Annotated in this window: 23 protein-coding genes; 15 read left to right on the top strand and 8 right to left on the bottom strand. The window is 71.1% G+C overall.

Translation table 11 applies throughout. The features are described 5' to 3' along the window. From CCN51_RS02485 to CCN51_RS02475, 3 genes are all read left to right on the top strand, one after another. Nucleotides 1–485: ADP-ribosylglycohydrolase family protein (locus CCN51_RS02485; RefSeq protein WP_211303200.1), on the top strand; the 485-nt coding region annotated here is incomplete at its 5' end. A 102-nt stretch (nt 486–587) separates the two neighbouring features. Further along, the gene (locus CCN51_RS02480) at nt 588–2081 is read left to right on the top strand and encodes a purine-cytosine permease family protein (protein WP_014172839.1); all 1494 of its coding nucleotides are present in this window, start codon (nt 588–590) and stop codon (nt 2079–2081) included. Then, entirely contained in the window at nt 2078–3097 is a 1020-nt protein-coding gene (locus CCN51_RS02475; protein WP_014172838.1) for a PfkB family carbohydrate kinase, read from the top strand. Before CCN51_RS02480 ends, CCN51_RS02475 begins: the two co-directional genes overlap by 4 nt. Before the next feature lie 28 nt (nt 3098–3125). Here CCN51_RS02475 and CCN51_RS59115 read toward each other — a convergent pair whose 3' ends face one another. The 3 genes from CCN51_RS59115 to CCN51_RS02465 all read right to left on the bottom strand — a co-directional run bounded on the left by CCN51_RS59115 (nt 3126) and on the right by CCN51_RS02465 (nt 8203). Then, complete coding sequence (locus CCN51_RS59115) at nt 3126–3257, bottom strand: hypothetical protein (protein WP_014172837.1); 132 nt, start codon at nt 3255–3257, stop codon at nt 3126–3128. A gap of 25 nt (nt 3258–3282) precedes the next feature. Next, nucleotides 3283–7731 carry a cation-translocating P-type ATPase gene (locus CCN51_RS02470; protein ID WP_238545244.1) on the bottom strand — a complete coding sequence of 1483 codons (4449 nt, stop codon included), beginning with the start codon at nt 7729–7731 and terminating at the stop codon, nt 3283–3285. A gap of 253 nt (nt 7732–7984) precedes the next feature. Then, nucleotides 7985–8203: a three-helix bundle dimerization domain-containing protein gene (locus CCN51_RS02465; protein WP_014172835.1), complete on the bottom strand. Its 219-nt coding sequence runs from the start codon at nt 8201–8203 to the stop codon at nt 7985–7987. A 237-nt stretch (nt 8204–8440) separates the two neighbouring features. Here CCN51_RS02465 and CCN51_RS02460 point away from each other — a divergent pair, with 237 nt between their 5' ends. From CCN51_RS02460 to CCN51_RS02405, 12 genes are all read left to right on the top strand, one after another. Next, the gene (locus CCN51_RS02460) at nt 8441–9058 is read left to right on the top strand and encodes a hypothetical protein (protein WP_055413828.1); all 618 of its coding nucleotides are present in this window, start codon (nt 8441–8443) and stop codon (nt 9056–9058) included. Then, entirely contained in the window at nt 9055–9252 is a 198-nt protein-coding gene (locus tag CCN51_RS02455; RefSeq protein ID WP_014172833.1) for a hypothetical protein, read from the top strand. Before CCN51_RS02460 ends, CCN51_RS02455 begins: the two co-directional genes overlap by 4 nt. 166 nt (nt 9253–9418) lie before the next feature. Further along, nucleotides 9419–9826: a hypothetical protein gene (locus CCN51_RS02450; protein ID WP_014172832.1), complete on the top strand. Its 408-nt coding sequence runs from the start codon at nt 9419–9421 to the stop codon at nt 9824–9826. Between the two features lie 47 nt (nt 9827–9873). Beyond that, on the top strand, nt 9874–10449 hold the full coding sequence (locus CCN51_RS02445) for a phage tail tube protein (RefSeq protein WP_014172831.1): 576 nt from the start codon (nt 9874–9876) through the stop codon (nt 10447–10449). A 70-nt stretch (nt 10450–10519) separates the two neighbouring features. After that, complete coding sequence (locus tag CCN51_RS02440; protein WP_014172830.1) at nt 10520–10810, top strand: hypothetical protein; 291 nt, start codon at nt 10520–10522, stop codon at nt 10808–10810. A 14-nt stretch (nt 10811–10824) separates the two neighbouring features. Next, nucleotides 10825–11214, top strand: coding sequence for a hypothetical protein (locus tag CCN51_RS02435; protein ID WP_014172829.1), 390 nt, complete (start codon nt 10825–10827; stop codon nt 11212–11214). Nucleotides 11215–11245: 31 nt separating this feature from the next. Next, nucleotides 11246–11827 carry a hypothetical protein gene (locus CCN51_RS02430; RefSeq protein WP_014172828.1) on the top strand — a complete coding sequence of 194 codons (582 nt, stop codon included), beginning with the start codon at nt 11246–11248 and terminating at the stop codon, nt 11825–11827. A gap of 23 nt (nt 11828–11850) precedes the next feature. Beyond that, on the top strand, nt 11851–13008 hold the full coding sequence (locus CCN51_RS02425) for a phage tail family protein (protein WP_014172827.1): 1158 nt from the start codon (nt 11851–11853) through the stop codon (nt 13006–13008). Between the two features lies 1 nt (nt 13009). Beyond that, complete coding sequence (locus tag CCN51_RS02420) at nt 13010–13924, top strand: phage distal tail protein (RefSeq protein WP_086859212.1); 915 nt, start codon at nt 13010–13012, stop codon at nt 13922–13924. A 97-nt stretch (nt 13925–14021) separates the two neighbouring features. Next, nucleotides 14022–15065, top strand: a complete 1044-nt coding sequence (locus tag CCN51_RS02415; RefSeq protein WP_014172825.1) for a hypothetical protein — start codon at nt 14022–14024, stop codon at nt 15063–15065. Next, nucleotides 15062–16159: a hypothetical protein gene (locus CCN51_RS02410; RefSeq protein WP_043485936.1), complete on the top strand. Its 1098-nt coding sequence runs from the start codon at nt 15062–15064 to the stop codon at nt 16157–16159. Before CCN51_RS02415 ends, CCN51_RS02410 begins: the two co-directional genes overlap by 4 nt. Continuing rightward, entirely contained in the window at nt 16159–16356 is a 198-nt protein-coding gene (locus CCN51_RS02405) for a hypothetical protein (protein ID WP_014172823.1), read from the top strand. Before CCN51_RS02410 ends, CCN51_RS02405 begins: the two co-directional genes overlap by 1 nt. Here CCN51_RS02405 and CCN51_RS02400 read toward each other — a convergent pair. The 5 genes from CCN51_RS02400 to CCN51_RS02380 are packed head-to-tail and all read right to left on the bottom strand — an operon-like array spanning nt 16342 to nt 23106. After that, a complete protein-coding gene (locus tag CCN51_RS02400) occupies nt 16342–17727 on the bottom strand; it encodes a cytochrome P450 (RefSeq protein WP_014172822.1) in 1386 nt (461 codons plus the stop codon). The two genes, CCN51_RS02405 and CCN51_RS02400, sit on opposite strands and share 15 nt — an antisense overlap. 35 nt (nt 17728–17762) lie before the next feature. Next, entirely contained in the window at nt 17763–19259 is a 1497-nt protein-coding gene (locus tag CCN51_RS02395; protein WP_014172821.1) for an FAD-dependent oxidoreductase, read from the bottom strand. Beyond that, on the bottom strand, nt 19256–21199 hold the full coding sequence (shc, locus tag CCN51_RS02390) for a squalene--hopene cyclase (RefSeq protein ID WP_014172820.1): 1944 nt from the start codon (nt 21197–21199) through the stop codon (nt 19256–19258). Before shc ends, CCN51_RS02395 begins: the two co-directional genes overlap by 4 nt. Then, nucleotides 21189–21614: a DUF2834 domain-containing protein gene (locus CCN51_RS02385; protein ID WP_014172819.1), complete on the bottom strand. Its 426-nt coding sequence runs from the start codon at nt 21612–21614 to the stop codon at nt 21189–21191. Before CCN51_RS02385 ends, shc begins: the two co-directional genes overlap by 11 nt. A 1-nt stretch (nt 21615) precedes the next feature. Beyond that, entirely contained in the window at nt 21616–23106 is a 1491-nt protein-coding gene (locus CCN51_RS02380) for a flavin-containing monooxygenase (protein ID WP_014172818.1), read from the bottom strand. Nucleotides 23107–23108 lie beyond the last annotated feature (2 nt).

The following is a 23108-nucleotide window of genomic DNA, read 5'->3' as shown; positions in this document are numbered from 1 at the left end:
CCGCGGCCGCCGTGGCGGCGGCCGTCAGCCGGGGCATCGACGGCGGAGACCTGGAGGACGCCTTCGCCGCGGCGATCACGGCGGCCGAGGCCGGCGCCGAGCGGGGCCACTGGGTCGCCGGTGCCGATATCGCCGCCCGCATCCGCTGGGCCGTGGACCTGGTCCGCGGTCTGCCCGAGGACCAGGCCCTGGACCGCGTCTGCGACCTGGTCGGCACCAGCGTCGCCAGCCAGGAGTCGGTCCCCGCGGCCTTCGCCGTACTGGCCCTCGCCGAGGGCGCCCCCTGGCGGGCGTGTCTGCTGGCGGCGAACCTCGGTGGTGACTGCGACACCATCGGTGCCATCGCGGGCGCCATGGCCGGTTCCGTCAGCGGGGCCTCGGGACTGCCCGCCGATGCCCTCGCCACCCTGCGCTCGGTCAACGGCCTCGACCTGGAACCGCTGGCCACCGCCCTGCTCGCGCTGCGCGCCGGCCCGGCCGAGTGAACACGCGCCCCGCCGAAATGAACACGCACCCGGCCGAGTGAACACGCGCCCGCCCATCCACCCGCACCGGAGCGCCCCCCGTACAGAAAGACAGGTACCACCATGGCGGCTTCAGAGAAAGACCGCGTCGGCTCCGTGGAGACCCGTGGCATCGAGCCGGTTCCGGACACCGAGCGCCACGGCCACGCCGGACAGATGTTCTGGACCTGGTTCGCCGCGAACATCAGCATCCTCGGCCTGCCGCTCGGCGCGGCTCTGGTCAGCTTCCGCGGCCTGAACATCTGGCAGGCGGCCGTCGTGGCCGTGCTCGGGTCCTTCGGCTCCTTCGCCCTGGTGGGCGCACTCAGCATCGCCGGTAAGCGGGGCGGGGCGCCCGCCCTCACGCTGTCCCGGGCGGTGTTCGGGGTCCGTGGCAACGCGGGCCCCACGCTGGTCACCTGGATGAGCCGGCTCGGCTGGGAGACCATCAACACCACCACGGCCGCCTTCGCCCTGCTGGCGCTGCTCGACGTCGCGTTCGGCATCCGGCGCAACACCGTGCTCACCGTGATCTGTCTGCTGGTCTTCATCGGCTGCACTCTGCTGATCAGCGGCCTCGGACACGCCACCATCATGTGGATCAACAGATGGGCCAGCTATGTCTTCGGCCTGCTCAACCTGGTGGTGATCGGTTTTCTCGCGGCCACCGTCGACTGGGGCAAGGTGGGCCACGCGCCGGCCGGTCCGGTGAGTGCGATGGTCGTGGGCGTCGGCATGATCGCTGCCGGGACCGGGATCGGCTGGGCCAACACCGGCGCCGACTACGCCCGTTATCTGCCCCGGCGGATCCCCGGCGGGCGGCTCGTGGCCGCGTCCGCGTTCGGCGCCGGTATTCCGCTGGTCGTGCTGATCTCGCTGGGCTCACTGCTCGCGGCGGGTGAGCCGGATCTCGCCTCCGCCTCCGATCCGGTCTCGGCCATCAACGCGATGCTGCCCACCTGGATGTCCATCCCGTATCTGATCGCCGCCTTCGGCGGGCTGCTGCTCTCCAACCACCTGTCCGTCTACTCGGCCGGACTCACCATGATCACCCTGGGCATACGGGTCCGACGCACCCTCGCCGTCGGCCTGGACGTGATCGTCACCTTCGCGGGCGGGATCTACTTCATCCTGATCGCCAAGGACTTCTACGGCCCGTTCATCACCTTCCTCACCCTTCTCGCCGTGCCGATCAACGCCTGGGTGGGCGTCTTCGCCGTCGACCTCATCGTCCGCCGGTCGTACGACAGCGCGGCCCTGATGGACGTCGGCCGCTCCAGCCGCTACTGGTTCCGGGGCGGGGTCGCCTGGGCCGCGATGATCGCCTGGGCGATGGCCATCGTGGTGGGCCTGCTGTTCACGGAGGCGAGCACCAGCCCGACCGACGTGTGGTTCTCCGGGCCGCTCGCACACAGCTGGATCGGCTCCAACGGGCTCGGGTGGGTGGTGACGCTGACCCTCTCGGCCACCGTCTACGCGCTGCTGCGCAGGCTGGACGGCACCGTCCGCCAAGAGGCCGCCGGACAGCGTCCCCAGCAGCAGGTCCTGTCCGCTCCGGCCACGCGGGAGATCTCATGAACGGGCTCGTGAACCCCGCCGCCGGGCACGGCGCCACCGGCGAGCCCACGGACGGCCGGCTGGTCCTGGTCGGCAACGCCATCGTCGACCTGGTGATGCGCGTGCCCGCACTGCCCGAACGCGGCGGCGACACCGTGTCCCAGGACACCAACCTCACCACAGGCGGCGGATTCAACGTCCTCACCGCCGCCCGCCGCCTGGGCCTGCCGACCCTGTACGTGGGCGCCCACGGCACAGGGCCGTTCGGCGACCGGGTGCGGGCGGACCTCGCCAGGGAGGGCATCGAGATGGTGCTGGACCGGGTCGCGGAGGCGGACACCGGATTCTGCGTCGCCTTCGTCGACGACGGAGGCGAGCGCACCTTCGCCACCAGCCTCGGCGCGGAGGCCCGGCTGACAGAGGCCGATGCCACGGCCGTGCTCGCCGCGCTGCGCCCCGGCGACATGGTTCAGATCTCCGGATACGGGCTCGCCTACCCGGTCAACGGCCCGATCCTGGCCTCGCTCGTCGCGCGGCTGCCGGAGCACACCCGGGTCTCCCTCGACCCGGGTCCCCTGGTCGACCAGATTCCGCAGGAGGTGCTGGCACCGGTCCTGGCGCGCTGCGACTGGGTCAGCTGCAACCAGCGCGAGGGAAGGCTGCTGACCGGCCTGGCCGACCCCTATGAGGGCGCGGCCGCGCTCGCCGCCCGGCTCGGTCCCCGTACCGGGGTGCTCCTGCGGGCCGACGCGGCCGGCTGCTGGCTGGTCCCGCCCGGCGGCGAGCCGCTGCACCTCCCCGGCCGCCGTGTGACCGCGGTCGACAGCAACGGCGCGGGCGACGCCCATACGGGAGCCTTCCTGGCCTTCCTCGGCCACGGGCTCGACCCGATCGCCGCCGCACAGGGCGCCAACGCCGCGGCAGCCTTCGCGGTCACCCGGCACGGCCCCGCCACCGGACCGACCTTCGACGAGCTCTTCGACTTCCTCGATGGCGATCCGCCCGCCGCGCTGCTGTCCGCGGCGCTCCGGCGGTAGTGCGTCGTCCCTCTTCTCAGGCCACTTCTCAGGCCACGGCCGCCACCGGGCGACCGCGGAGGGCGAAGGTGTTCCACAGCTGGACGAGCAGACGCATGAGAAGCGCCTCGAGTACGGCGACCGCGGCCTTGGTGAGGAGAGTGGTGAACAGCTGCGACATGACAGCGGCCTTTCTTGTACATGCTTCACTTACCGCTCCTTTGTGCGGTGCCGGAGCTTCGTACACATGGAGCACAAGGGGCTGTCAGGTGAACCGTCGGTGTCATTCCGGGGCCGGTGAGATCACGCGCGAGAAAGTGCCACACGGCGGGCAGTACGACGGGGGCCGCCGCCGCTGCCAGCCCGATCGTCCAGCCGACCGGGCCGAGGGGCCGACTGCCGAAGAAGTGGCTGAGGCCGGGGAGCGCCACCACCAAGCCGAGGGCCACGAGGGATCCGACGGCGGCGAGGGCGACCACGGGATCACGGCCCGCGTCGGCGAGTGTCTGCAGCAGCTGGGAGGCGACGAGCGCGACCAGGGAGACGGTGTCGGCGCGGGCCCTGGTGCCGGTCGCCCGGGCGACGGCCCACGCGCTGCCCGCGGCGAGCGCCGTGAGGGTGGCGCGCAGGCGGATGTGCCGGGTGAGGGCTCTGCCCAGGGACACCTCGGGCCCTTCGGCGAGCAGTTTCTCGGCCCTGCCCGCCGGAGGACGGGCGGCGATGGCCATGGCCGGCAGCATGTCCGTGAGGAGATTGACGAGGAGCAACTGGCGTGCGTTGAGCGCGCTTCGTCCGGTGAACATGGAGGTCGCCAGGACGAAGGTGATCTCCCCGAGGTTCCCGCCGAGCAGGATGCCCAGCGCCTTGCGGACCGAGGCCCACATGGCCCGGCCCTCCACGATGGCATCGACGACGGTCTCGATACGGTCGTCGGTGACCACCACATCGGCGGCGGTGCGCGCCGCGGGGGTCGCCCGGGAGCCGATGGCGATGCCGACGTCGGCGAGCCGGATGGCGGGGGCGTCGTTGGCGCCGTCGCCGGTCACGGCCACCACCCGGCCGACCGAACGCAGCGTGGTGACGATGCGCACCTTGTGGGCGGGGGTGACCCGGGCGAAGACCGAGATCTGCGGCAACGCCTCGGCGAGCGCGGCGTCGTCGAGCGCGTCCATCTCCACTCCGGTCATCATCCGCAGCCCCTCGTCCGGCTGCAGCTCACCGGCGATCGCGGCGGCGGTGCTCGGGTGGTCTCCGGTCAGCATGACGACCCGTACGCCGGCCCGGGTCAGCCGGCGGACGCTCTCGGCGGCGGTGGCCCGTACCGGGTCCGCAAGACCCAGCAGGCCCAGCAGCCGCAGCCCCTTGACGTCCGTGCCGTCGAGGGCCGGGGGAGTGGCGGCGACGGTGTCCGGGCCGATGCGTTCGGCGACCACCAGCACCCGCAGGCCGCGGCGCGCCAGGCGGTCGATGTCCCGGTCGATCGCCTCCCGCAGCCTCGCGGTGAACGGCATGGTGGTGTCATTGCGTCTGACCTGTACGCAACGGGTCAGAACGACCTCGGGTGCGCCCTTGACCACCAGCCGCGTCCGCCCCTCGGCACGGCCGAGTACGGCGTGATATCCGCGCCCCGGTTCGAACGGCAGCTCCGCCAGCCGCTGCCAGCCGTCCGCCGCCTCCCGCCCCTCCGGGGCCGGGGCGGCGCCGACCCGCTCGGCCCCGGAGGCGATGGCCCGGTCCGTGGGGTGGGTGAGCGCCGACGTCGGGCCGACAGGTCCCGCGAGGGCCGCGGTGGCGACGATCCGCCGCAGCCGTGGGGTGAGCGCGTCGAGCGTGCGCCGCTCAAGGCCGTCGGACACCTGCTGGAGGCTGATTCTGCCTTCGGTGAGCGTGCCGGTCTTGTCGAAGCACAGCACATCGGTGCGGCCGAGCGCTTCGATGGTGGGGGCGCTGCGCACCAGGGTGTTACGGGTGGACAGCCGGCGGGCCGCGGCCAGTTCCGCGACGGTGGCGACGAAGGGCAGACCTTCGGGTACGGCGGCGACGCACAGGCTGACCGCCGAGCCCAGGGCCGCGCCGAGGGGCCGCCTGCGGGTGAGGTCGGCGAGGAACAGCGCGACACCCGAGGCGATGGACAGGGGCAGGAACCAGTGGCCCAGAGTGTTCAGGCGGTGTTCCACACCGCTTTCCGGGAGCGCGCCCGCCGGGGCGGCCTGAGCGGCGCTGCCGGCCTCGGTGGCGGTTCCGGTGGCGACGACAACGGCGAGCGCGCTGCCGGCCGCCACCGTCGTGCCCTGGTACAGCATGGAGTGCCGGTCCGCGACCGCCCTCGCCGCGGTCGGGGCGGGCGTCTTCAGCACGAGCTGGGATTCGCCGGTGAGGCTTGATTCGTCCACCTCCAGGCCCGTCGCCTCGAGCACCCGGCAGTCGGCCGGGACCGCGTCACCGGCGCGCAGCTCGATGACATCGCCGCTCACCAGATGGTCGGCGGATGTCTCGGCGAGGCCGGCCCGGCCCGCCCTGCGCAGCCGGGCCCGGGCCGAGGTCGCCTCGACAAGCCGCTCCGCCGCGCGGTCGGCGCCCAGCCGCTGGGCTCCGCCCACCAGCGCGTCGACGGCGAGCACGACACCGATGAGCACCGCGTCCAGGACGGAGCCGAGCGCCGCCGAGATGCCGCCGCCGATCGCGAGCACGGGCGTGAGCGGATTGGCCAGTTCCTCCGCGACTCTCCCGACAAGGGTGACGGCGGCGGTCGGCCGCTCGTGCCCGTCGAACCGACGGCGCCGCCCGGCCTCGGCCTCGTCGAGCCCCCGGGACGATGTGCCGAGCCGGGCGACGACCTGACGTACCGTCATGGCATGCCAGGGCGTCCGCTCGACGGCGGCGGGGGCCGGATGGCCGCGCAGCGCCCATCCCGCCCATACCCCTGTCCCGATCCCGGCGATGGCCGTACCGTCGCTCACGACGCGCGCCCGCGCCCAGGCGCCACGCCGGGGAAGTGCGAGAGCCAACGTCGCACCGGCAAGCGCGCCGACCGCTTCGATACGGACACACAGCCGACTCAGCCTGCGGGCGTCCGGAACAGCGGTCAGCAGCAGATACGCCACATCGGGCGGCGCGGCGACATCCGCGTCCCACGCCACCCGGCGCAGACCACCGGACACCCCGATGCCCAGATCGGCCTGGGCCAGGGCGCGTCCGCTACGGGTGGCGACCACGGCCACACCGCGGCCCTCGCCCTGGAGGGAGCGGACCAGAGCCGCCGTACGGGTCCCGCCGGTGGGCACGGCCTCGTCCAGTCCGAAGCGGCGGTGCAGGCCGACCGGACCGCCCGCGAGCACCACTCGGCCGCATTCGCGCGCCGCGCGCACCAGGTGTTCGGCGAGCGGCTGCAACTGCGGCACCAGGCCCGCGACCGCGACGGGGCGGCCGTCCCGGACGACCAGGAGCACCCGCGCACCCTGCTCGGCCCACTCCTCGGCCAGGGCGGCCGCCTCCCCGGGCAGCTCCGTTTCCGCGTCCTGGCGCTCGGTGAGTGGCCGTAGTGCCCAGCCACCGTGTTCCAGGGGCTGTGCCGGGTCGGTGCCGTCGATCAGCTCGTGGATCACGGCGTGGATCTCATCGAGGTCCGGACCGGCGACCGTGGTCCCGCCAGGCGCCAGGGGCGCCACCGTACCGACCGTCCACGTACCGGTGGCCAGCACCCGGGCGTCGAGGACGACCGTGTCGATGCGGTCGAGCCGACGCAGCGCCTCCGGGCGCAGCACGAGGGCTCCCCGATCGGAGGCGCACTGTCCCACCGTGGCGGCGAAGGTCTCAAGCCCGGACCAGGCAGCTCTGGGGATACCCGCGATCATCGAGGCCAGCGCCCGGTCACGGCTGCGGGTCAGGGCCCCCGTGACGCCATAACCCGCCACTGCCGCCGGGACAGCCGCATGCGCATACCGCCCGGCCGGCCCCTGCGGCAGCGGCATCGGCCGCTCATCGGCCGGAGCGGCATCGTGGCGGTACGCCCCGTCGCGCCCGCCCAGCCGCAGCGCCCAGTCCTGCCACGCCCGGCGCCTGGCCTTCGTCTCCGTGTACCGGACGGCGGCCAGAAGACCGGAGACGACCGGGCCCAGTGGGCGGAACGTCAGCGTCGTGGTGATCAGGTTCGCCGTCGCCCAGCCGACATCGGCAGCCGCCGCGCCGAGCTTGCGGGCGGCGGCGTCATGCAGCCGTGGAGTGGCCTCCGTGAGCTCGAGCAGGGCCGGTACGGCCGGTGGCAGGCCCGGGATCCTGGCGATCCGCCCCACCACCGCCACGCCGAAGGCCACCAGACTCCCGGCGACCTGGACCGCGGCACCGACCTGCGCCTCGGGGCCGCCGGGGAAACCGACCGCGCGCGGGATCCGCACCCTGTCGGCGCCGGCCTTGCCCGCGCCCTCCCCGCGGGCCGTCTCCCGGGCGGCGGCCTCGGCCTCCGCCTCGGCTTCCGCCACCAGGCGGACGACGGATTCCAGGTCGCTTCCGTCCGGTTCACAGCCGACGAACACGCAGCCGAGCGTCCCGTTCACCTCCGCCCGGACCACTCCGCGCACCTCACCCAGCCGGGCCTCCAGCCCACGCGCGAGCTCGGCTGCTCCGGGCCGTCGCACGTACCGGAGCTCGATCTGCACCCCGCCGGGCACCTGCCACATACGACGCGTCCGCGGCGTCAGCATCCGCCCGAGTGCCGAGAGCACTACGGGAGTTGCCGCCACCGCCCCCGCGGCACTCCGGACGGTCCCGGAAAGCAGGCTCACGATCACATGGCCTCCGCCATTGGTGGCCACTGGCACGGCACCGCCCCGACGGGCGGTGCCCTTCGTTCCCTCAGTATGTGCACATCCCCGCCCCGCTGTCCTGCCGGAGCCCCGGTGGCCGCTCGGCTCAGTTGGCGGGGCCTTTCAACATGCGGCGTACCCTGCGCTCCACGAGGACCGGAATGAACGCGCGCACCGGCCGGTCGCGCAACGCGGCGTACGCCGTGGCCACGGCGGCATCGATCTCCTCCGGAGCACACCTGCCCGCGTATACGGCCTTCAGCCGTTCGGCGACCGTCAGGACGGCGTCGCGCTCCGTTTCCTCGGGAGCTTTGTGTCCATGCATGGGCGTCACCAACCAGGAGGGGCCCAACAGCGCCCGCGCTGCCTACGTTCCCATGTTCACCCGGGGGCCGGATCGCTACCAGCGGTCGGCAGCCGGCCCCCTCCACGGACACCATTCCGGTAGGAACCCTTCCGCGTCGTCGGCGGCTCCTAGTGGGTGAGGGGGCAGACGACATGGGGGGTTCTGTTGAGCAATGACGTACCTGCGCACCCTGACCGCATCAGAGCGAGCCACTGGATGGCCGTATTGGCGCGGCAATTCCCGGAGTTGCGGGCGGAGTTGGCTCCCTCCCCGCACCGCCCCGGGCTCGGGCGTCGGCGCGGGGGCGCCGACCGGCACGGGCCCTCGGCGCCGTTGCGCATGCGGGTCTGCGACACCGTACGGGACATCACCGACGGTGTGGTGGAGCTGGAGGAGGCCGTCCACGACCGGCTGGGGCTGCCGCCCGCCGGCAAGGGATCGGTCGAGGTCAGGCTGGGCCGCCTCGCGGGGCTGCTGGACCGGGTCGAGACCGACCCGGTGCTGATGCGGCATCTGCTGGACGAGGTCGGCGGAATGGCGCGACGCTGCTCCGACGCGCTCGGGGACGCGGAGCCCGTGGTGCGGCTGCGCGACAGATGTCCGCTGTGCGCGTCGGTCTCGCTGCGGGCCTTTCCGCTGCGCGGGGCGGTGCTGTGCATCAACCCCGGCTGCCGGTGTCCGCAACCGGACTGCGGCTGCCATGAGGACCGCACACATCGGCACTCCTGGCCGGAGGCCGAGTGGGGAGAGCTCGTCGGGCGGGGCGGGACGGCCCTGGAGGAGATCACCGCCGCCCTGGACTGCCGGTCCACCGCCGGGGCGGTGGGCCGATGAGGACCGCTCGGGCGCCCGAGGGCGCGCTGGTGACCGCCGATCTGGCCGCCCTGGAGGTGGGCGTCACTCCCGCCACCATCCGCAAGTGGGTGCAACTGGAACGGCTGCGGCCCGCGGGCCGCCAGGGCAAGGCGTTCCTCTACCGGCTGGAGGATGTGTTCGCGGCCGAACGTGCCACCCGGCGACGCATGTGACCTGCGGGCCCCTTGATCATATAGCGACAAGTGGCAATAAGTGGTTGTGAATAGACACGAGTTGCGTCACACTTGGCGACAGCGGCGGAGCTGTGTCCGGGAATCGGGCCACGGTCCCGCCGCTTTTCGCTGTGCGCAGCCCCTGACAACAGCAAGGAGTGCGCGCATGACCGAGCCCTTGGTGATCTTTCCTGACGTCGAACGCCTCGTCGTCGAGCATCTGAAGAACCGCCCCGAACTGGCCGGGGTCCTCGTGGACAACCGGACCCCGCCCGACTTCGACGGGACCCAGAAGGCCGTTCTGGTGTCCCGCGCGGGCGGCGTCTGGGTGGAGGACATCCATCTGGACCAGCCGCTGGTCGACCTCGAGGTGTACGGCCCCGACAAACCCACCGCCCACACCGTGGCCACGGCCGCCCGTACGGCGCTGTTCACCGTACGCGGCACCACGTTCGGCACCGCGTTTGTCACCGACATCACCGAGGTGGACGGCCCCCGCTGGCTGCCCGACCACCTCCACGCCGCGGCCAGCCGCTATCTGTCCACGGCCCGGCTCTCCATCCGCCCGGCGTAGCCGCCCGCTTGCCGCTCTTCCTCATCTCGTTTCACAAGGAGCCACGCATGCCCGGAATGAACCCCAACGAGATCCGTGTAGCGGGGACCGGCCGCATCCTGACCGCCCCGCTCGGCACCACCGTCCCGGCCGACGTGTCCACGGCGTGGGCGGCGGCCTGGAAGGACCTCGGGTACACCAGCACCGACGGCATCAAGTTCAACAAGAAGGACAAGATCGACCCGGTGGACACCTGGCAGTCGGTCAGCCCGGCCCGCTTCGTCTACTCCGACCGCGACCTGACCGTGAAGTTCCAGCTGCTCCAGCTCAACGAGGACACCCTGCCGTTCTTCTTCGGCGGCGACGCGGTGACGGAGACCGCGGCCGGCTCCAAGGTGTACCGCTATGAACTCGACTCCGAGCCGAAGAAGGACGAGCGGATGCTCGGCGTCGAGTTCGCGGACGGCGATGTCATCAAGTACCGCTTCATCATCCGCAGGGGCCAGGTCACCGAGACAGAAGAGCTCCAGCTCACCCGCACGGCCGCAGTCCGCCTCGGCGTCACCTTCACCGCCCTGGCCGTGGACAACGACACCCCACTGGCCACCTGGCTGATGAACGACCCGGCCTTCGCCGGGTCCTGACCCCGGTCCTGATCCTGGTCCTGACCCTGGTCCTGACCCCACCACCTCCACAGCGAAGGAGTCGCCGTCGATGCCCCCGTTCAATGTCAACGCCGCACGCGCCCAGCGTCTCGAAGCCCTCGGCCAGACCTGGGACTTCGAGGTCGACGGGGAGACGTTCTCCCTGCCCACCGAGATCCCCCGCCGCTCGGCGCACGCCCTCGCCGAGCTCAAGGACAACGACCTGGACGGGCTGCTCGCCCTGCTCATGGGGGAGGAGAGCTACCAGCGGCTGTGCGAACACGAGGTGAGCGTGCAGGACATCGCCGCGATCCTCGAGGCGTACGGCCAGGACACCGGGCTCGGCGTGGGGGAAGGCTGAGCCTCGGCGCGCTCGTGGAGGAGCACGCCGAGGCGCTGGAGGCTGATCTGCTGCGGTACTACGGCGTCGATCTGCTCGACTGGCACCGGGAGACGCTGTCCTCGCGGCGGCTGTCGGTCCTGGTCCGCCATCTGCCGCCGGACTCGGCGTTCGTACGGGCCCGGGAGGGCGAGGCCGCGGAGTGGCGGCTGACGGACCATCTGCTGGCGGCGGTGGTCGACCACCTCGCGATCGCCAACTGGATGTACGCGTCGGTCAACCGCGACGAGTACGCGGACCCGCCGGAGGCGCCGGTGCCGGTGCCCCGGCCGGGCGCGGGGGCCGCGGGAGCATCCGACGCGCCGGGGCCGGCCGCCACTGACCGTGCGCCGACCGCGGCGGAGCTGGCGCGGTTCTTCGGTTGAAACGGTCCGTTCGAGCCCCCTGGGAGGGTGCGTGAGCATCGGTGAAGAGGCGACGAAGGTCGCCGTGGCGGTCGTGGCGAGTTGGCTCGACCGCTACTGGGCGGGGTTCCAGAAGAAGTTGCACCAGGAGGCGATGACGCTCATCAACTCCGAGGCCAACGCTCTCAAACTCGAGGCCACGGCGTTCAAGGGCGAGGCCAACCTGGCCACCTATTCCTTCAAGGTCGCGGGAAAGGACATCAACCTCCTGGAACTCTTCCAGGAGAGACGCGCCGAGCGGGAAGCACAGCAGACGATCGACGGCATCAAGTCGTCCATCGCCGAGCTCAAGGAGCGTGTCGATCACCTGCACGACTTTGTGAAACAGGATGTCGAGTCACCCCTGAAGCAGCTCCACAGCCATGTGCACCAGGCTCTGACCGAACGTATCAACCAGGCCGTCAACCAGGCCCACCGGGCGAACAGCCGCCTGGACGCCCTGCGTACCCAGGTCAGCCGCAGCGCCCCACAACAACAGGCGCACATCGGCAACACCAGGTCCTTCAGCGAAGCCGCCGAGCGCATCAACCACCTTGAGGCCCGCATCGACAGCCTGGCCCAGGCCTTGGGCTGAGGGGACGGAGGGAGGCATCCGCCATGTCACTGCTCGCTGCACTCAACAGGTCCTCGTCCGCGCTGCTGAGGCTGAAGAACGGCACCGGCCAGACCGATACCACCGTCTCCAAGTTCGCCCGGACCGCGACCCAGGCCGGCGGCGCCGTGGGCCGTATCAAGGACGACGTCGACAAGTCGGCCAACTCCATGCGCACCCTGCAGCGAGAAGCCAACGCCGCCGAGCGCAGTGTCGCCAAGAGCGGCCGTTCCATGACCACCGCGGGCCGCGGCGCGGCGACCGGCGGGGGGCTGATGGGGCGGATGAAGACGGGGCTCCAGGGGGTGACCACGGCCCAGAAGGGCCTGAACACCGCCATGAAGTCGAATGTCTTCGGGGCTGTCATGGCGCTGCTGATGCCGCTGATCATGAAGCTTGTCGACATGGCCATGCAGTCCAAGACGGTCCAGCGCATCGTCCAGGCTGCCTTCAGGATCGTCGGCCAGGTCATCGGCAGCACGATGCGGGTGGCGAAACAGGTGGTGCAGGCGACCTGGGATGCCATCAAGGTGGCGTTCACGGTCGTGCTGAAGGTCATCTGGACCGTGGTGAAGACCTACTTCAACATCTACAAGACCATCATCACCACGGTGATCCACGCCATCATGGCCGTGATCCGCCCGCTGCTGTCCTTCTTCTCGGAGAAGATCCCGGCCGCGTTCCGGGCCACCAGGAACGGCATCCAGCACGCGTTCAGCGGGCTGGCCGGGGTCGTACGGGGCGCGTTCAGTGCCGTGCTCGGCGCCGTGCGGGGGCCGCTGAACGGGGTGATCGGGCTGGTCAACCGGGCGATCGGGGCGCTGAACCGGGTCAAGGTGTCGGTCCCCTCCTGGGTGCCGGGGATCGGCGGCAAGTCGTTCGGGGTGAACCTGCCCACCATCCCCACACTCGCCCAGGGCGGCATCGTGCTGCCCCGCCCCGGAGGCACCCTCGCGCTGCTCGCCGAGGCCGGGCAGGCCGAAGCCGTACTGCCGCTGAACCGGCTGAACGCCCTGCTGGCCCGCACCGGGCCCGCGCCCGGGCTCGCCATCGCGGGCAAACCGGGTGGCGGGTTCGTCATCGAGCACTACCACGAGGCCCCGGGCGCCAGTGCCCGGCAGACCGCCGAGGATCTGATGTTCCTGATGAAGGCGAGGGGGTGACATGGCGAGCGAGACCACCACCGCCGCCGCCGAGCCGGGACCGCTGATCACGGCCGATGGGCAGGTGCAGTGGGCCGGGCTGCTGATGGGCCCCGGCACCGACTACTGGATCGCCGCAGAGGGACTGACCGGCTGGGAGGAGTTGCCCGCCCTGGACACCTCCGACGCCGACCGCCCGGTCGGCCACGGCGGCTGGCCGGGTTCGCAGTGGGCGCAGGCCCGTACGGTCACCGCGCAGGTGTGGTTCGCGCCGGACCCGGACTCCGGGCCCGAGGGTGTACGGGAGGCCCTGCGCGCGCTGCGCGCGGCCACCGCCGTGCGCGACGAGGAGGAATGGCTGGCGGTGCGGTTGCACGGCGAGACGCTGGCGGTGCGGGCCCGGGTCACCCAGCGCGTCGTCCCCACCGACCGGCAGTTCGCGGCGAGCCGCCTGGCGAAGATGACGCTCCAGTGGAAGGCCAGCGATCCGCGCCGCTACGAGGCGGTGGGGCGGCGCGACACCGTCGGCCTCCCGCAGCGGGAACCGGGCCTGACCTGGCCGCTCGTATGGCCGCTTGTCTGGGGTGCGCCCGGTGCCACGGGCGACCTCACCGTGGAGAACGACGGCAGCGCCCCCGCCCATCCGGTGATCACCTTCACCGGGCCGTGCACCCGGCCGCGCCTGGCCAACCGGGCCGGCGGCGACTGGCTGGAGTACGCGATCGCCCTGGCCCCGGACGACGAACTCGTCGTGGACACCGCCGAGGGGACCGTGATGTTCAACGGCACCGCGTCGCGCCGCCACACCGCCGTCCCGGGAAGCGCTCCGGAGGAGTCGTTCACCTTGCCGCCCGGCACCTCGCAGCTGTCGTTCCGGGCCGCGTCGGGAGGGGCGGGCGCCACCGCCACGATCGCCTGGCGGCGCGCGGAGTGGTGAACCGTGGCACCACGCCCGGCCACTTCACGCGCACATCACACGCCGCACACCCACACGAGAAAGACAGAAGCCCTGTGATCAGCATGGGAGCCGTTCTATGACCGTTCGTTCCGCCTGGCATCTGCCCACCGGCCAGACCCGCGAGGACACCCGGCTCGCCGTCGGCCTCGGCATGGCGTCCGCCGGGCCGCTGCTGACCCGCGCCGGGTGCGTGTTCGGCGGGCTGCAGCTCGCCGGCACCGCCGCCGCCGGCATGCAGGCCAAACTCTCTCCCGGGCAGGTGTGGATCGCGGGCACGTCCACCGGCTCGCAGGGTGGCTACCCGGTCACCGTCGACTCCGACACCCTGCTGACCATCACTGACGGGCACGCCAGCCTGCCGCGCGTGGACGCGCTGGTCGTACGGGTCTACGACAACGACTACGACGGCCTCGGCAGGTACGAGGCCACCCTGGAGCTCCTGCAGGGCACCCCGGCCGGTTCCCCCACCGCCCCTGCCGTGCCCAAGAACACCGAACTCCTCTACGAGATCGCCGTTCCCGCCGGGGCGTCCGCCGCCAAGGGCATCACCTGGGCCTCCGCCATCACCGACCGCCGCCGCTACACCGCGGCACTGGGCGGTATCGTCCCCGCGGCGGGCGGGGCGCCGCACAACGGGGCGTACGTCGGGCAGTACCGTGACGTGGGCGGCCGGCTGGAGCGCTGGGACGGCGTCCAGTGGACGAAGTTCATTCCGAACGCGGTGCTGATGCACACCGCGGACTGGGGCGGCACCACCTCCACCTCGTATGTCGAAGTCCTTCCCATCGACACCACCGCCCCCCTCGTCGCCACCTTCACCGCGCCGGCCTCGCGGTGGGTGTCCCTCACCTTCGGTGCCTTCACGGGCGCCGATGGGGACGCCACCGCGTACATCTCCTTCAGGATCAGGCTGCAGAGCGGCACCGAAGTGCTCGCTCCCTCCGACGACCGCGCGGCGATCCTCGTCGGCGCGGGCAAGGCATCCATCTCCACCTGCTTCCCGGTGGGCAACCTCACCCCCGGCGCCGTCTACACCGCGACCGCCGCCTACCGGTCCTCCGTCGCCGGGACGCGTGTGCACTTCGACAGCCGTTTCATCCGCGTCGACCCCGTGGCATGAGTGCCGTGGACGCCCGCTACCGCGCCGTGTTCACCGATCTGCGCACCGACCAGGCCATCGATGTGCTGCCCCTGCAAGGCGTGGAGTACGACGACTACCTCGGCAAACCCGGATCGCTCAGCGCGACCCTGCCGGTGCCCGACGCCCGGATGGCCCGGCGTGTCCGGGAGTTGGTGGAGGGGCGCACCGCCGTCTATCTGGAGCGTGGGGACGAGGTGTGCTGGGGCGGCATCGTATGGACCCTGACCCCGGCCACGGACGACCGGGGCAGCACGACGGTCGGGCTGCAGGCGGCCACTTTCGACTCGTACGCGGGCCGCCGCTACATCCGCGCGAACCTGAACTTCTCCGCGGTCGACCATCTGGAGATCGTCCGTGGGCTGTGGGAGTACATGCAGGGGGCCGAGGGCGGCCGGATCGGGGTGGAGTACGAGACGACGGCCCCGACCACCTCCCGTACGGTGGCCTACCGCGACGGGGACGAGACCCTGGTGGAAGAGGCGATCGGGCAACTGGCGGCGATGGAGCCCGGCTTCGAGTACCGGATCGCGGTGTACCGGGATCCGGTGACGGGGCGCCGGGTGAAGCTGCTCCAGCTCGGCTCGCCGAAGATCCAGGCGGGCAGCCAGCCCGTGATGCTGGATCTGCCGGGTGATGTGCTGTCGTACGCCTTCCCCCGCGACGCCACGCGCGGCGGGACGACCACGCGGGCCAGGGGCGGTACCCCGGGGGGCGGGGCGAGCGGTCCGGTCCTGTCCGGGGAACAGGTGGCGCAGGACCTGATCGCGGCCGGGTTCCCCCGGCTGGACACCACCTCCGACCACAGCAACGTCACCGACAGGGCGACGCTCGACGCGTTCGCCCGCTCCGAACTCGCCGCCCTGCGCGGCCCGGTGGTCATCCCCTCGGTCCGGATCCGTCTCGGCTCCGACACCACGCCCGCGCTGCTCGGCACGACCGTGCGGCTGCGCATCAAGGACGTGTGGTTCTCCGAGGGCCTGGACGCCCGCTATCGCGTGGTCGGCATCAAGGTCACCGCCCCCGAGCGGGGGCGCCCGGAGACCGCCGATCTGTATCTGGAGGAGACAGACTGATGGCGAACCTGCCCGAGGACATCGTGGACCGGATCAGGGCCCTGGAACGGCAGGTCCACCGGCTCACCACGTACGTCAACAGCAAGCCCGGCACGATGCCGGCGGCCCTGGCGGCAGCGGAGCCGCCGCCACCCTCCGCCCAGGAGGACCCCGCGGACGAGCCGCCGCCACCTTCTCCTGCGTCAGGGAACCCGTGACTGTGATGTGTGCCGCTGCCGGTCTTCGCCGCCTCGACGTGCCGTGACGGTGGCCTTCATCTTTCCGGGGTTGAGGGTGAGCTGGGGCAGCCGGGGGAGGGAGAGGCTGTCGGGGTGGAAATCGATGTGCCAGTGGCTGACGAGGGAGGCGAGCAGCAGGACTCCTTCGACGAGGGCGAACTGGTCGCCGATGCATTTGCGGGCGCCGCCACCGAACACGGTGACCGGGACCTCCGGCCCCCGCTCGGCCGGCTTCCAGCGGTCGGGATCGAAGGTTTCCGGGTCCGGGTAGAGGCCGGGCAGGTGGCTGATGAGATAGGGGCTGTAGGCGATCGTCGTGCCCTTCGGAAGGTCGTACGAGCCCAAGCGGGTGTCCGATTCCGTCCGCCGGGTGAGGAACCAGCCGGGCGGGTACATGCGGATGGCTTCGGTGAACACCTGCCGGGTGTAGATCAGACGGGGAAGGTCGCTCCAGTCGGCTGTCCGTCCGTCCAGCACCGTGTCGATCTCGGTGATCAGCCGGTCGTGGACCTCGGGGTGCAGGGCGGCCAGGAACAGGGCCCAGCACACCGCGCTCGCCGTCGTCTCCGTCCCCGCCGAGTACATGGTCACGGCCTGGTCCACAAGTTCGTCGTCCGTCAGGGCGGGCGAGTCGCTTTCCGGGTCGCGGGCCGAGATGAGCAGGGACAGCAGGTTCGTTTCGCCGGTATCGCCGTGGGCGCGGTATGTGGTGGTGAGATCGGCCATGGTCCGGCGCACCCGGCGGGTGGCGCGCTCGTAGCGGAGGTTGCCCGGTGTGGGCACCTTGCGCAGCGGTTTCGGGGTGAGGGTGTGCCGGGTGAAGCCGGCCAGCAGGGTGTGGAAGTCGGTGGCCAGGCGGGTGTGGACGGCCGCGTCCAGGCCGGTGCCGAAGATGGCGGAGATGACCACGTCGGCGGCGATCCTCCGGGTCTCCGTGGTGAGGTCGAGGGTCTGGCCGTCGTGCCAGCCGCCGAGGAGGGTGTCCATCCGCTCGGCCATGACGTGGGCGTACCCCGGGAAGCGGCTGTGGTGGAAGGCCGGCTGGATCAGTCGGCGCTGTCGGCGGTGTTCTCCGCTCGGGCAACTGGCGAGGCCCTGTCCGCCCGCCTCGCGCAGCCTCTCGTAGAGGGGCCCGCCCTTGTCGAAGACCCGGTCCTGCACCAGCACCGTACGGGTCAGCTCGGGATCGCACACCACGATGACACGCTGCCTGCCGAGCCGGATCGTCACCAGCGGACCGTGTGCGGGCAGGCCGCGCAGAAACGGCAGTGGTGCCCGCAGGAACGCGGTCAGGTGTCCCACGACAGGTATCGCACCGGGCGCCTGAACCACCGCGGAACCGCTGTCCATGTCACCATCTCCTCTTGGTTTCCCATTGCTGAGGCTTACGGTTGCCCGTCGAGGTCGTGTCCGGCGGTGGCCGCCGCCCCGCGTCCGCGTGGGCGCTTGGCCAGCAACCGGACGGCCGCGGCGACCGGGGCGAGCGCCACCCGGAGGCCGCGGGCGGCCGAGGGGCTGACCGTGCCGATGTCGTCGATCCGCACCCGCGGGGCGTCGGGGCGCAGCGCCCGACGGACCGATTCGGCGGCGGCCAGCCCCGATCGGACCGCGCCTTCCATACCGGCCACACCCGCCGGGGCGGCGCAGAAGTCCCCGGCGATATGCAGATTGGCCAGTGCGGTCGAGCTCACCGGCCGGTACTGATCGGAACCGGGCCCCGGGGCGAAGAACGGCTCCGCGAAGTGCGGCTGATAGCAGACGTGTTCGATGTCGTCCCAGGTGAGCACCGGCAGATAGCCCATCAGCTCCTCCACCAGGACCTTGACCGCCTCGGCTTCGGACAGCTCCGCGAGCCGCGCGACACGGCCGACCACGCAGTTGAGGAGGGTGGTGCGGTGTCCTTCCCAGACCTGACCGACGTCGATGAGGGTGATGGCGTGACGCGAGCCGACCAGACGTATGTGCTCGTCCGGCAGTCCCGGCAACCGCCGCCGCAGATATACGTGCAGCGCCCCGAGCGGACGGGAGCACAGCTCATCGACCCCATGGGGCGGTCGCAGCGCACGGGTGACGGCGCGGCCGAGCCCGGACAGACGCCCATGCGGGACTGCCAGCACGACGTGGCCGTTGACCTCCTCGATCACCGTGTCCCCATCACACAAGGTGATGGTGCCCAGACGGTCTCCGTCCACGGAGACCTCGAGCAGTTCCACACCGGTGCGGACCTCGACACCATCGGCTTCCAGGCGCCGACGGAAGGGGCCGATGAACCAGGTGTCCAGATCGCCCTTCGGCATCCGTACGCGACCGGGCTGCCGGGAGAACGCGGCGATGCTGCCGCGGAAGCTCGCCGCCGACGCCGCTTGGCTCTCCGCGGCGCTGGACGCGACGAACAGGTGCTCGATGTCGGCGATGGCCGTGTCGGTCAGATACCAGCGGCTGTGGAGAAAGCCGTGGAGGGATTCGTCGCGGCCTTCGTATCGCTGGGCGAGCAGATCGATCAGCCCGTAGTAGAACAGCAGCCGGTCGGCGGCCGGTGTGACCCCCGAGCGGATGTCCTTGACGAAGTCCCCCAGGGTGAAGAGCGAGCGGAAGGTGCGGAAGGTGGGGAACTCACCCGGCATCAACTGGTAGAAGTTGTCGCACTCGCGCAGGTTGTCGACGATGCTCAGCTCTTCGACGAGGCGGAGCGCATTGCCGTACCAGGCGGGGAAGATATGCACCCCGTGGTCCTCGACCCGGTTGCCGATCACTCGTGACCCGGCCATTCCGCCGAGTTCCGGTGCGGCTTCCAGCAGCCGCACCGGCACTCCGAGCTTGCGGATGGTCCACGCCGCCGTCATCCCGGCGAGGCCACCTCCGATCACGGTCACACCGGTCATCGCCACTCCGTTCCGTCGGCGCGTGCCGATCCGTCGGTGCGCACCGAGCCGCTGGTACGGGCCGATCCGCCCATACGGTCCCGGTAGGCCGACATGGCCATGACGGGATAGACAAGGCGCAGCAGGCTGTCCCGCCAGTACAGGCCGTCGTGGTGGACGACCCAGGTGTGCCAGGGTTCATCCCAGTCACCGTCGGTCTGCTGGGTGCGGATCAGGAAGTCGAGGCCGGCGCGTACCGGCTCGCTGTCGGCACGTCCGGCGGCGATCAGCGCCAGCAGCGCCCAGGACGTCTGTGAGGGGGTGCTGTCGCCGGTCCCGATCCACGCCGGATCGTGCAGCGCGCGGATGTCCTCGCCCCATCCGCCGTCGTCCTGCTGGTGCGCGACGATCCAGGCGCACGCCCGGGTCACGGTCGGGTCCGTGCCCGGGACCCCGCACGCGGTGAGTCCGGTGACGGCGGCGCTCGTACCGTGCAGGTGGTAGCAGGCCCACCAGCCGGGCCACGACCCGTCCGGACGCTGGTTGCGGCGCAGCCATTCGACACCGCGGCGGGCGGCGGGAGTGTGCCCTTGGCCCTCGGCGCCCAGCGCCTCCAGCACATGCCCGGTGATATCGGCGGACGGCGCTTCGAGGAATCCGATCCGGGCCAGTGTGTCGCGTCCCGGCAGCTGCCAGCGCATCGGCTCGAAGGCCGCCCAGCCACCGTCCTTGCCCTGCTGGGACAGCATCCACCGGCAGGCGCGCGCACACGCGTCGTCGACGGCCGCGTGGGTGCCGGGCGGATGGAGCCGGCGCAGCGCGGCCACCGCGAATGAGGTGTCGTCGGCGTCGGGGTTGGCGTCGTTGGCGAACTCGTACGGCCATCCGCCGGGGACCGGGTCCTTGGTCAGCACGGCCCAGTCGCCGAGTTCGGTGACCTGGTTGGTGAGCAGCCAGCGCACCGCCCGCTCGGCGGCGGACCTCGCGCCGGGGTCGCCCGTCATGGCGGCCGCGGACATGGCGAGGGCGGTGTCCATGACCACCGAGGTCCACATCTCCAGCCGGTGCTGCCCGTTCCTGGTGACCACGTACCGGTCGAGCGCCGCCATCGCCGACTCGACGACCGGGTGGTCCTGCTGGTAGCCGACGGCGTCCAGGCCCACCACGACATTCGCGGTCTGCGGCCAGTTGCCGCCCCAGCTGCCGTCCCGCTCCTGGGTGCGGACGAGCCACTTGGCGGCCTTGCGGATCGCCCGGCGGCGCAGGAAGCCGATCGGATGGCGGGCGTACCAATGGCTGAGCGTGGTCGCGATCCGTACCGCCCGGGGCCTCGGCAGCTGCCGGGCGGTGGCCACGGGGCGGGCGAACAGTTCTTTGATGTCGAATCCGGCCGGAGTGACCGGGCGGTGCGCCATGAACAGGCTGTTGGCGACGACGATGCCGCGGGCGGCGGCGCCGATCTGGTAGATGTTCCCGGGAAATCTGCTGGGCAGCAGGACGAGCTCCGGCGGGATGAGCGGGATGTCGCGCCACGGCCACAGACCGATCAGGGCCAGCCATGCGAGCATGGTCGGATTGTCGACCGCCTCGACGCCGCCATTGGTACGGATCGACTCGGCCGCCGCGCGCATCGCCGGTTCGTCGGGGTCATGACCGGCGAGCCGCAGCGCGACATAGCAGAAGACGGACAGCAGGAGTTCGTCCGGCCCCTTGTGATAGGCCGCCCAGCCGCCCGTGGCCGATTGCTCGGCGAGAATCGTCTTCGCGGCGGCGGTGGTCACGGCGTCATCCGTCAACCGCAGAAAACGATGCAGTATGACCTCGGCGGCCTCGCCGATCAGACTGGTCTCGAAATCTCCCTTCCAGTAGCCGGCGGGGTCCTGGCGTCGCCGGAGTGCGCCGACGGCCAGGGCCAGGGAGCGCTCGACGCTTTCGGTGAATTCGATGGCGTCAGTGGTCATCGCTGCCTTTCTCTTGTAATCCCGCGGACAGCCGTACGGATGGGCTTGGGCTTGGGGCGCCCTTCGCCGCGGACGCGATCTTCAACTGGCGGATGAACATGAAGAGCGGGAAGCTCACGCACAGCGCCAGCACCGGGGCGCCGATGATGTACGACCACACGTACCGGATTCCGAGCCGCCGTGCTTCGACGACCATGAACCCCGCGAGTGCGATCCATACGAGCGTCAGATCCGCGTAGATGAACCGGGACGCCGCATTGGTCACCGCATCGCGCAGAAAATCCCGGACGACGCCGGATGGACCGTTCTCACGGTGATTCAGCACGTAGGCGACGGCCATCGAAGCCATGACGAGGAAGCCACCGACGGTGAACAACCCGTAGAACAGGCACAGCGCGCGATCCCTGCCGCGCACGTCAGCCGACCACGTCGTAGCGGTAGTCGTCGAGGTCGAAGCGTCTGGCGCGCCGCGCGGCCTCGTACGTCGTGGCCGGCCGGACGGCCGGTGCGTCGCCGCGCTCGTCGAAGTAGTAACTGTTCGACCCCCTGCATCTGTCGCTGGCGAAGATGGTGTTCCGCTGCCGGCGCAGCGTTTCCTGGAACGACCTGTCGTGTTTTTCCGGCCGGATCGCCGCCTCCGTGGCGCGCCGTCGCCGGGCCTCCTTGATCACCCGCAGCGCATGCGTGACCTGGTAGTCGATCGCGCCGAACCAGGACCCACCGGTGAAGGAGTAGGGCCCGACGATGAACCACAGATTCGGGAAGCCCTTGACCGAACTTCCCTCGTAGGCCTGAAACCGTTCGGTCCGCCAGAATTCCCGGATCTCATGGCCGTCGGTGCCGTGCATCGGGAAGGGCGGCAGATTCTCCAGGACATGGAATCCGGTGGCCAGCACCAGCACATCGAGTGCTCGCTCCCCGCCGTCCACCGTGCGGATGCCGGTCTCGGTGATCCGCTCGATCCCTTCGGTGATGAGCTCGACATTGTCGTGGGTGAAGGTGCGCCAATAACTCTTGGCGAACGACGGCCGTTTGCAGCCCAGCGCGTACGCGGGCGTGAGTTTTTTCCGTAACGCACGGTCGCCTTTGACCTGGCTGCGCAGATAAAGCCGGGACATCGCCTCCCCGGCCCGCACCAGAAAGGGAAACCGGCGGTGGTGAACCATGGCGATCACAAAGCTGAGCTCGGTCACGGCATCCGTGAGCAGCCGTACCGTCCGCTGCGTCCACGGAGCGGTCCTGAACAGCCGGCGGACGGCCGCGGGCAGCGCGAAGTCCGGTTTCGGAAACAGCCATATCGGGGTGCGCTGGTAGACATGGAGCCGCGCCACCCGAGGGGCGATCTCCGGAATCACCTGCACCGCCGACGCCCCGGTGCCGATCACTCCCACGCGCCGGCCGGTCAGATCCAGGGACGGATCCCATGCCGCGGTGTGCACGACATCGCCCTTGAACCGGTCCAGCCCCTCGATATCGGGCGCCTTCGGCCGGGTGAGCCACCCGGTGGCACAGATGATGAACCGCGCCGTCGTCGAGGTGCCGTCCTCCAGGGAGAGCTGCCACAGGTGTTCCGACGCGTGGTACTCGGCCCGCACGACCTTCGCCTTCAACCGCAGATGGGGCCGGAGCCCGTACTTGTGGACGCAGTGATCCGCATACGCCTTCAGCTCCGCTCCGGGAGGAAAGACCCGAGACCACGACGGGACCGGCTCGAAGGCGAAGGAGTAGGAGAACGCGGTGATGTCCACGGCCACGCCGGGATATCTGTTGGCATGCCAGGTGCCACCGACACCGTCCTGCTCGTCCACCAGCACGAAGTCGTCGATACCGGCCCGGCGCAGTCCAATCGCCGCGCCGATACCGGCGAACCCGGCGCCGATCACCACCACTTCGTGCTCCGGTGCCACCG

The sequence above is a fragment of the Streptomyces milbemycinicus genome (assembly GCF_002154605.1).
Lineage (GTDB): Bacteria > Actinomycetota > Actinomycetes > Streptomycetales > Streptomycetaceae > Streptomyces > Streptomyces milbemycinicus.
This window is presented reverse-complemented; position numbering and strand designations above follow the sequence as displayed.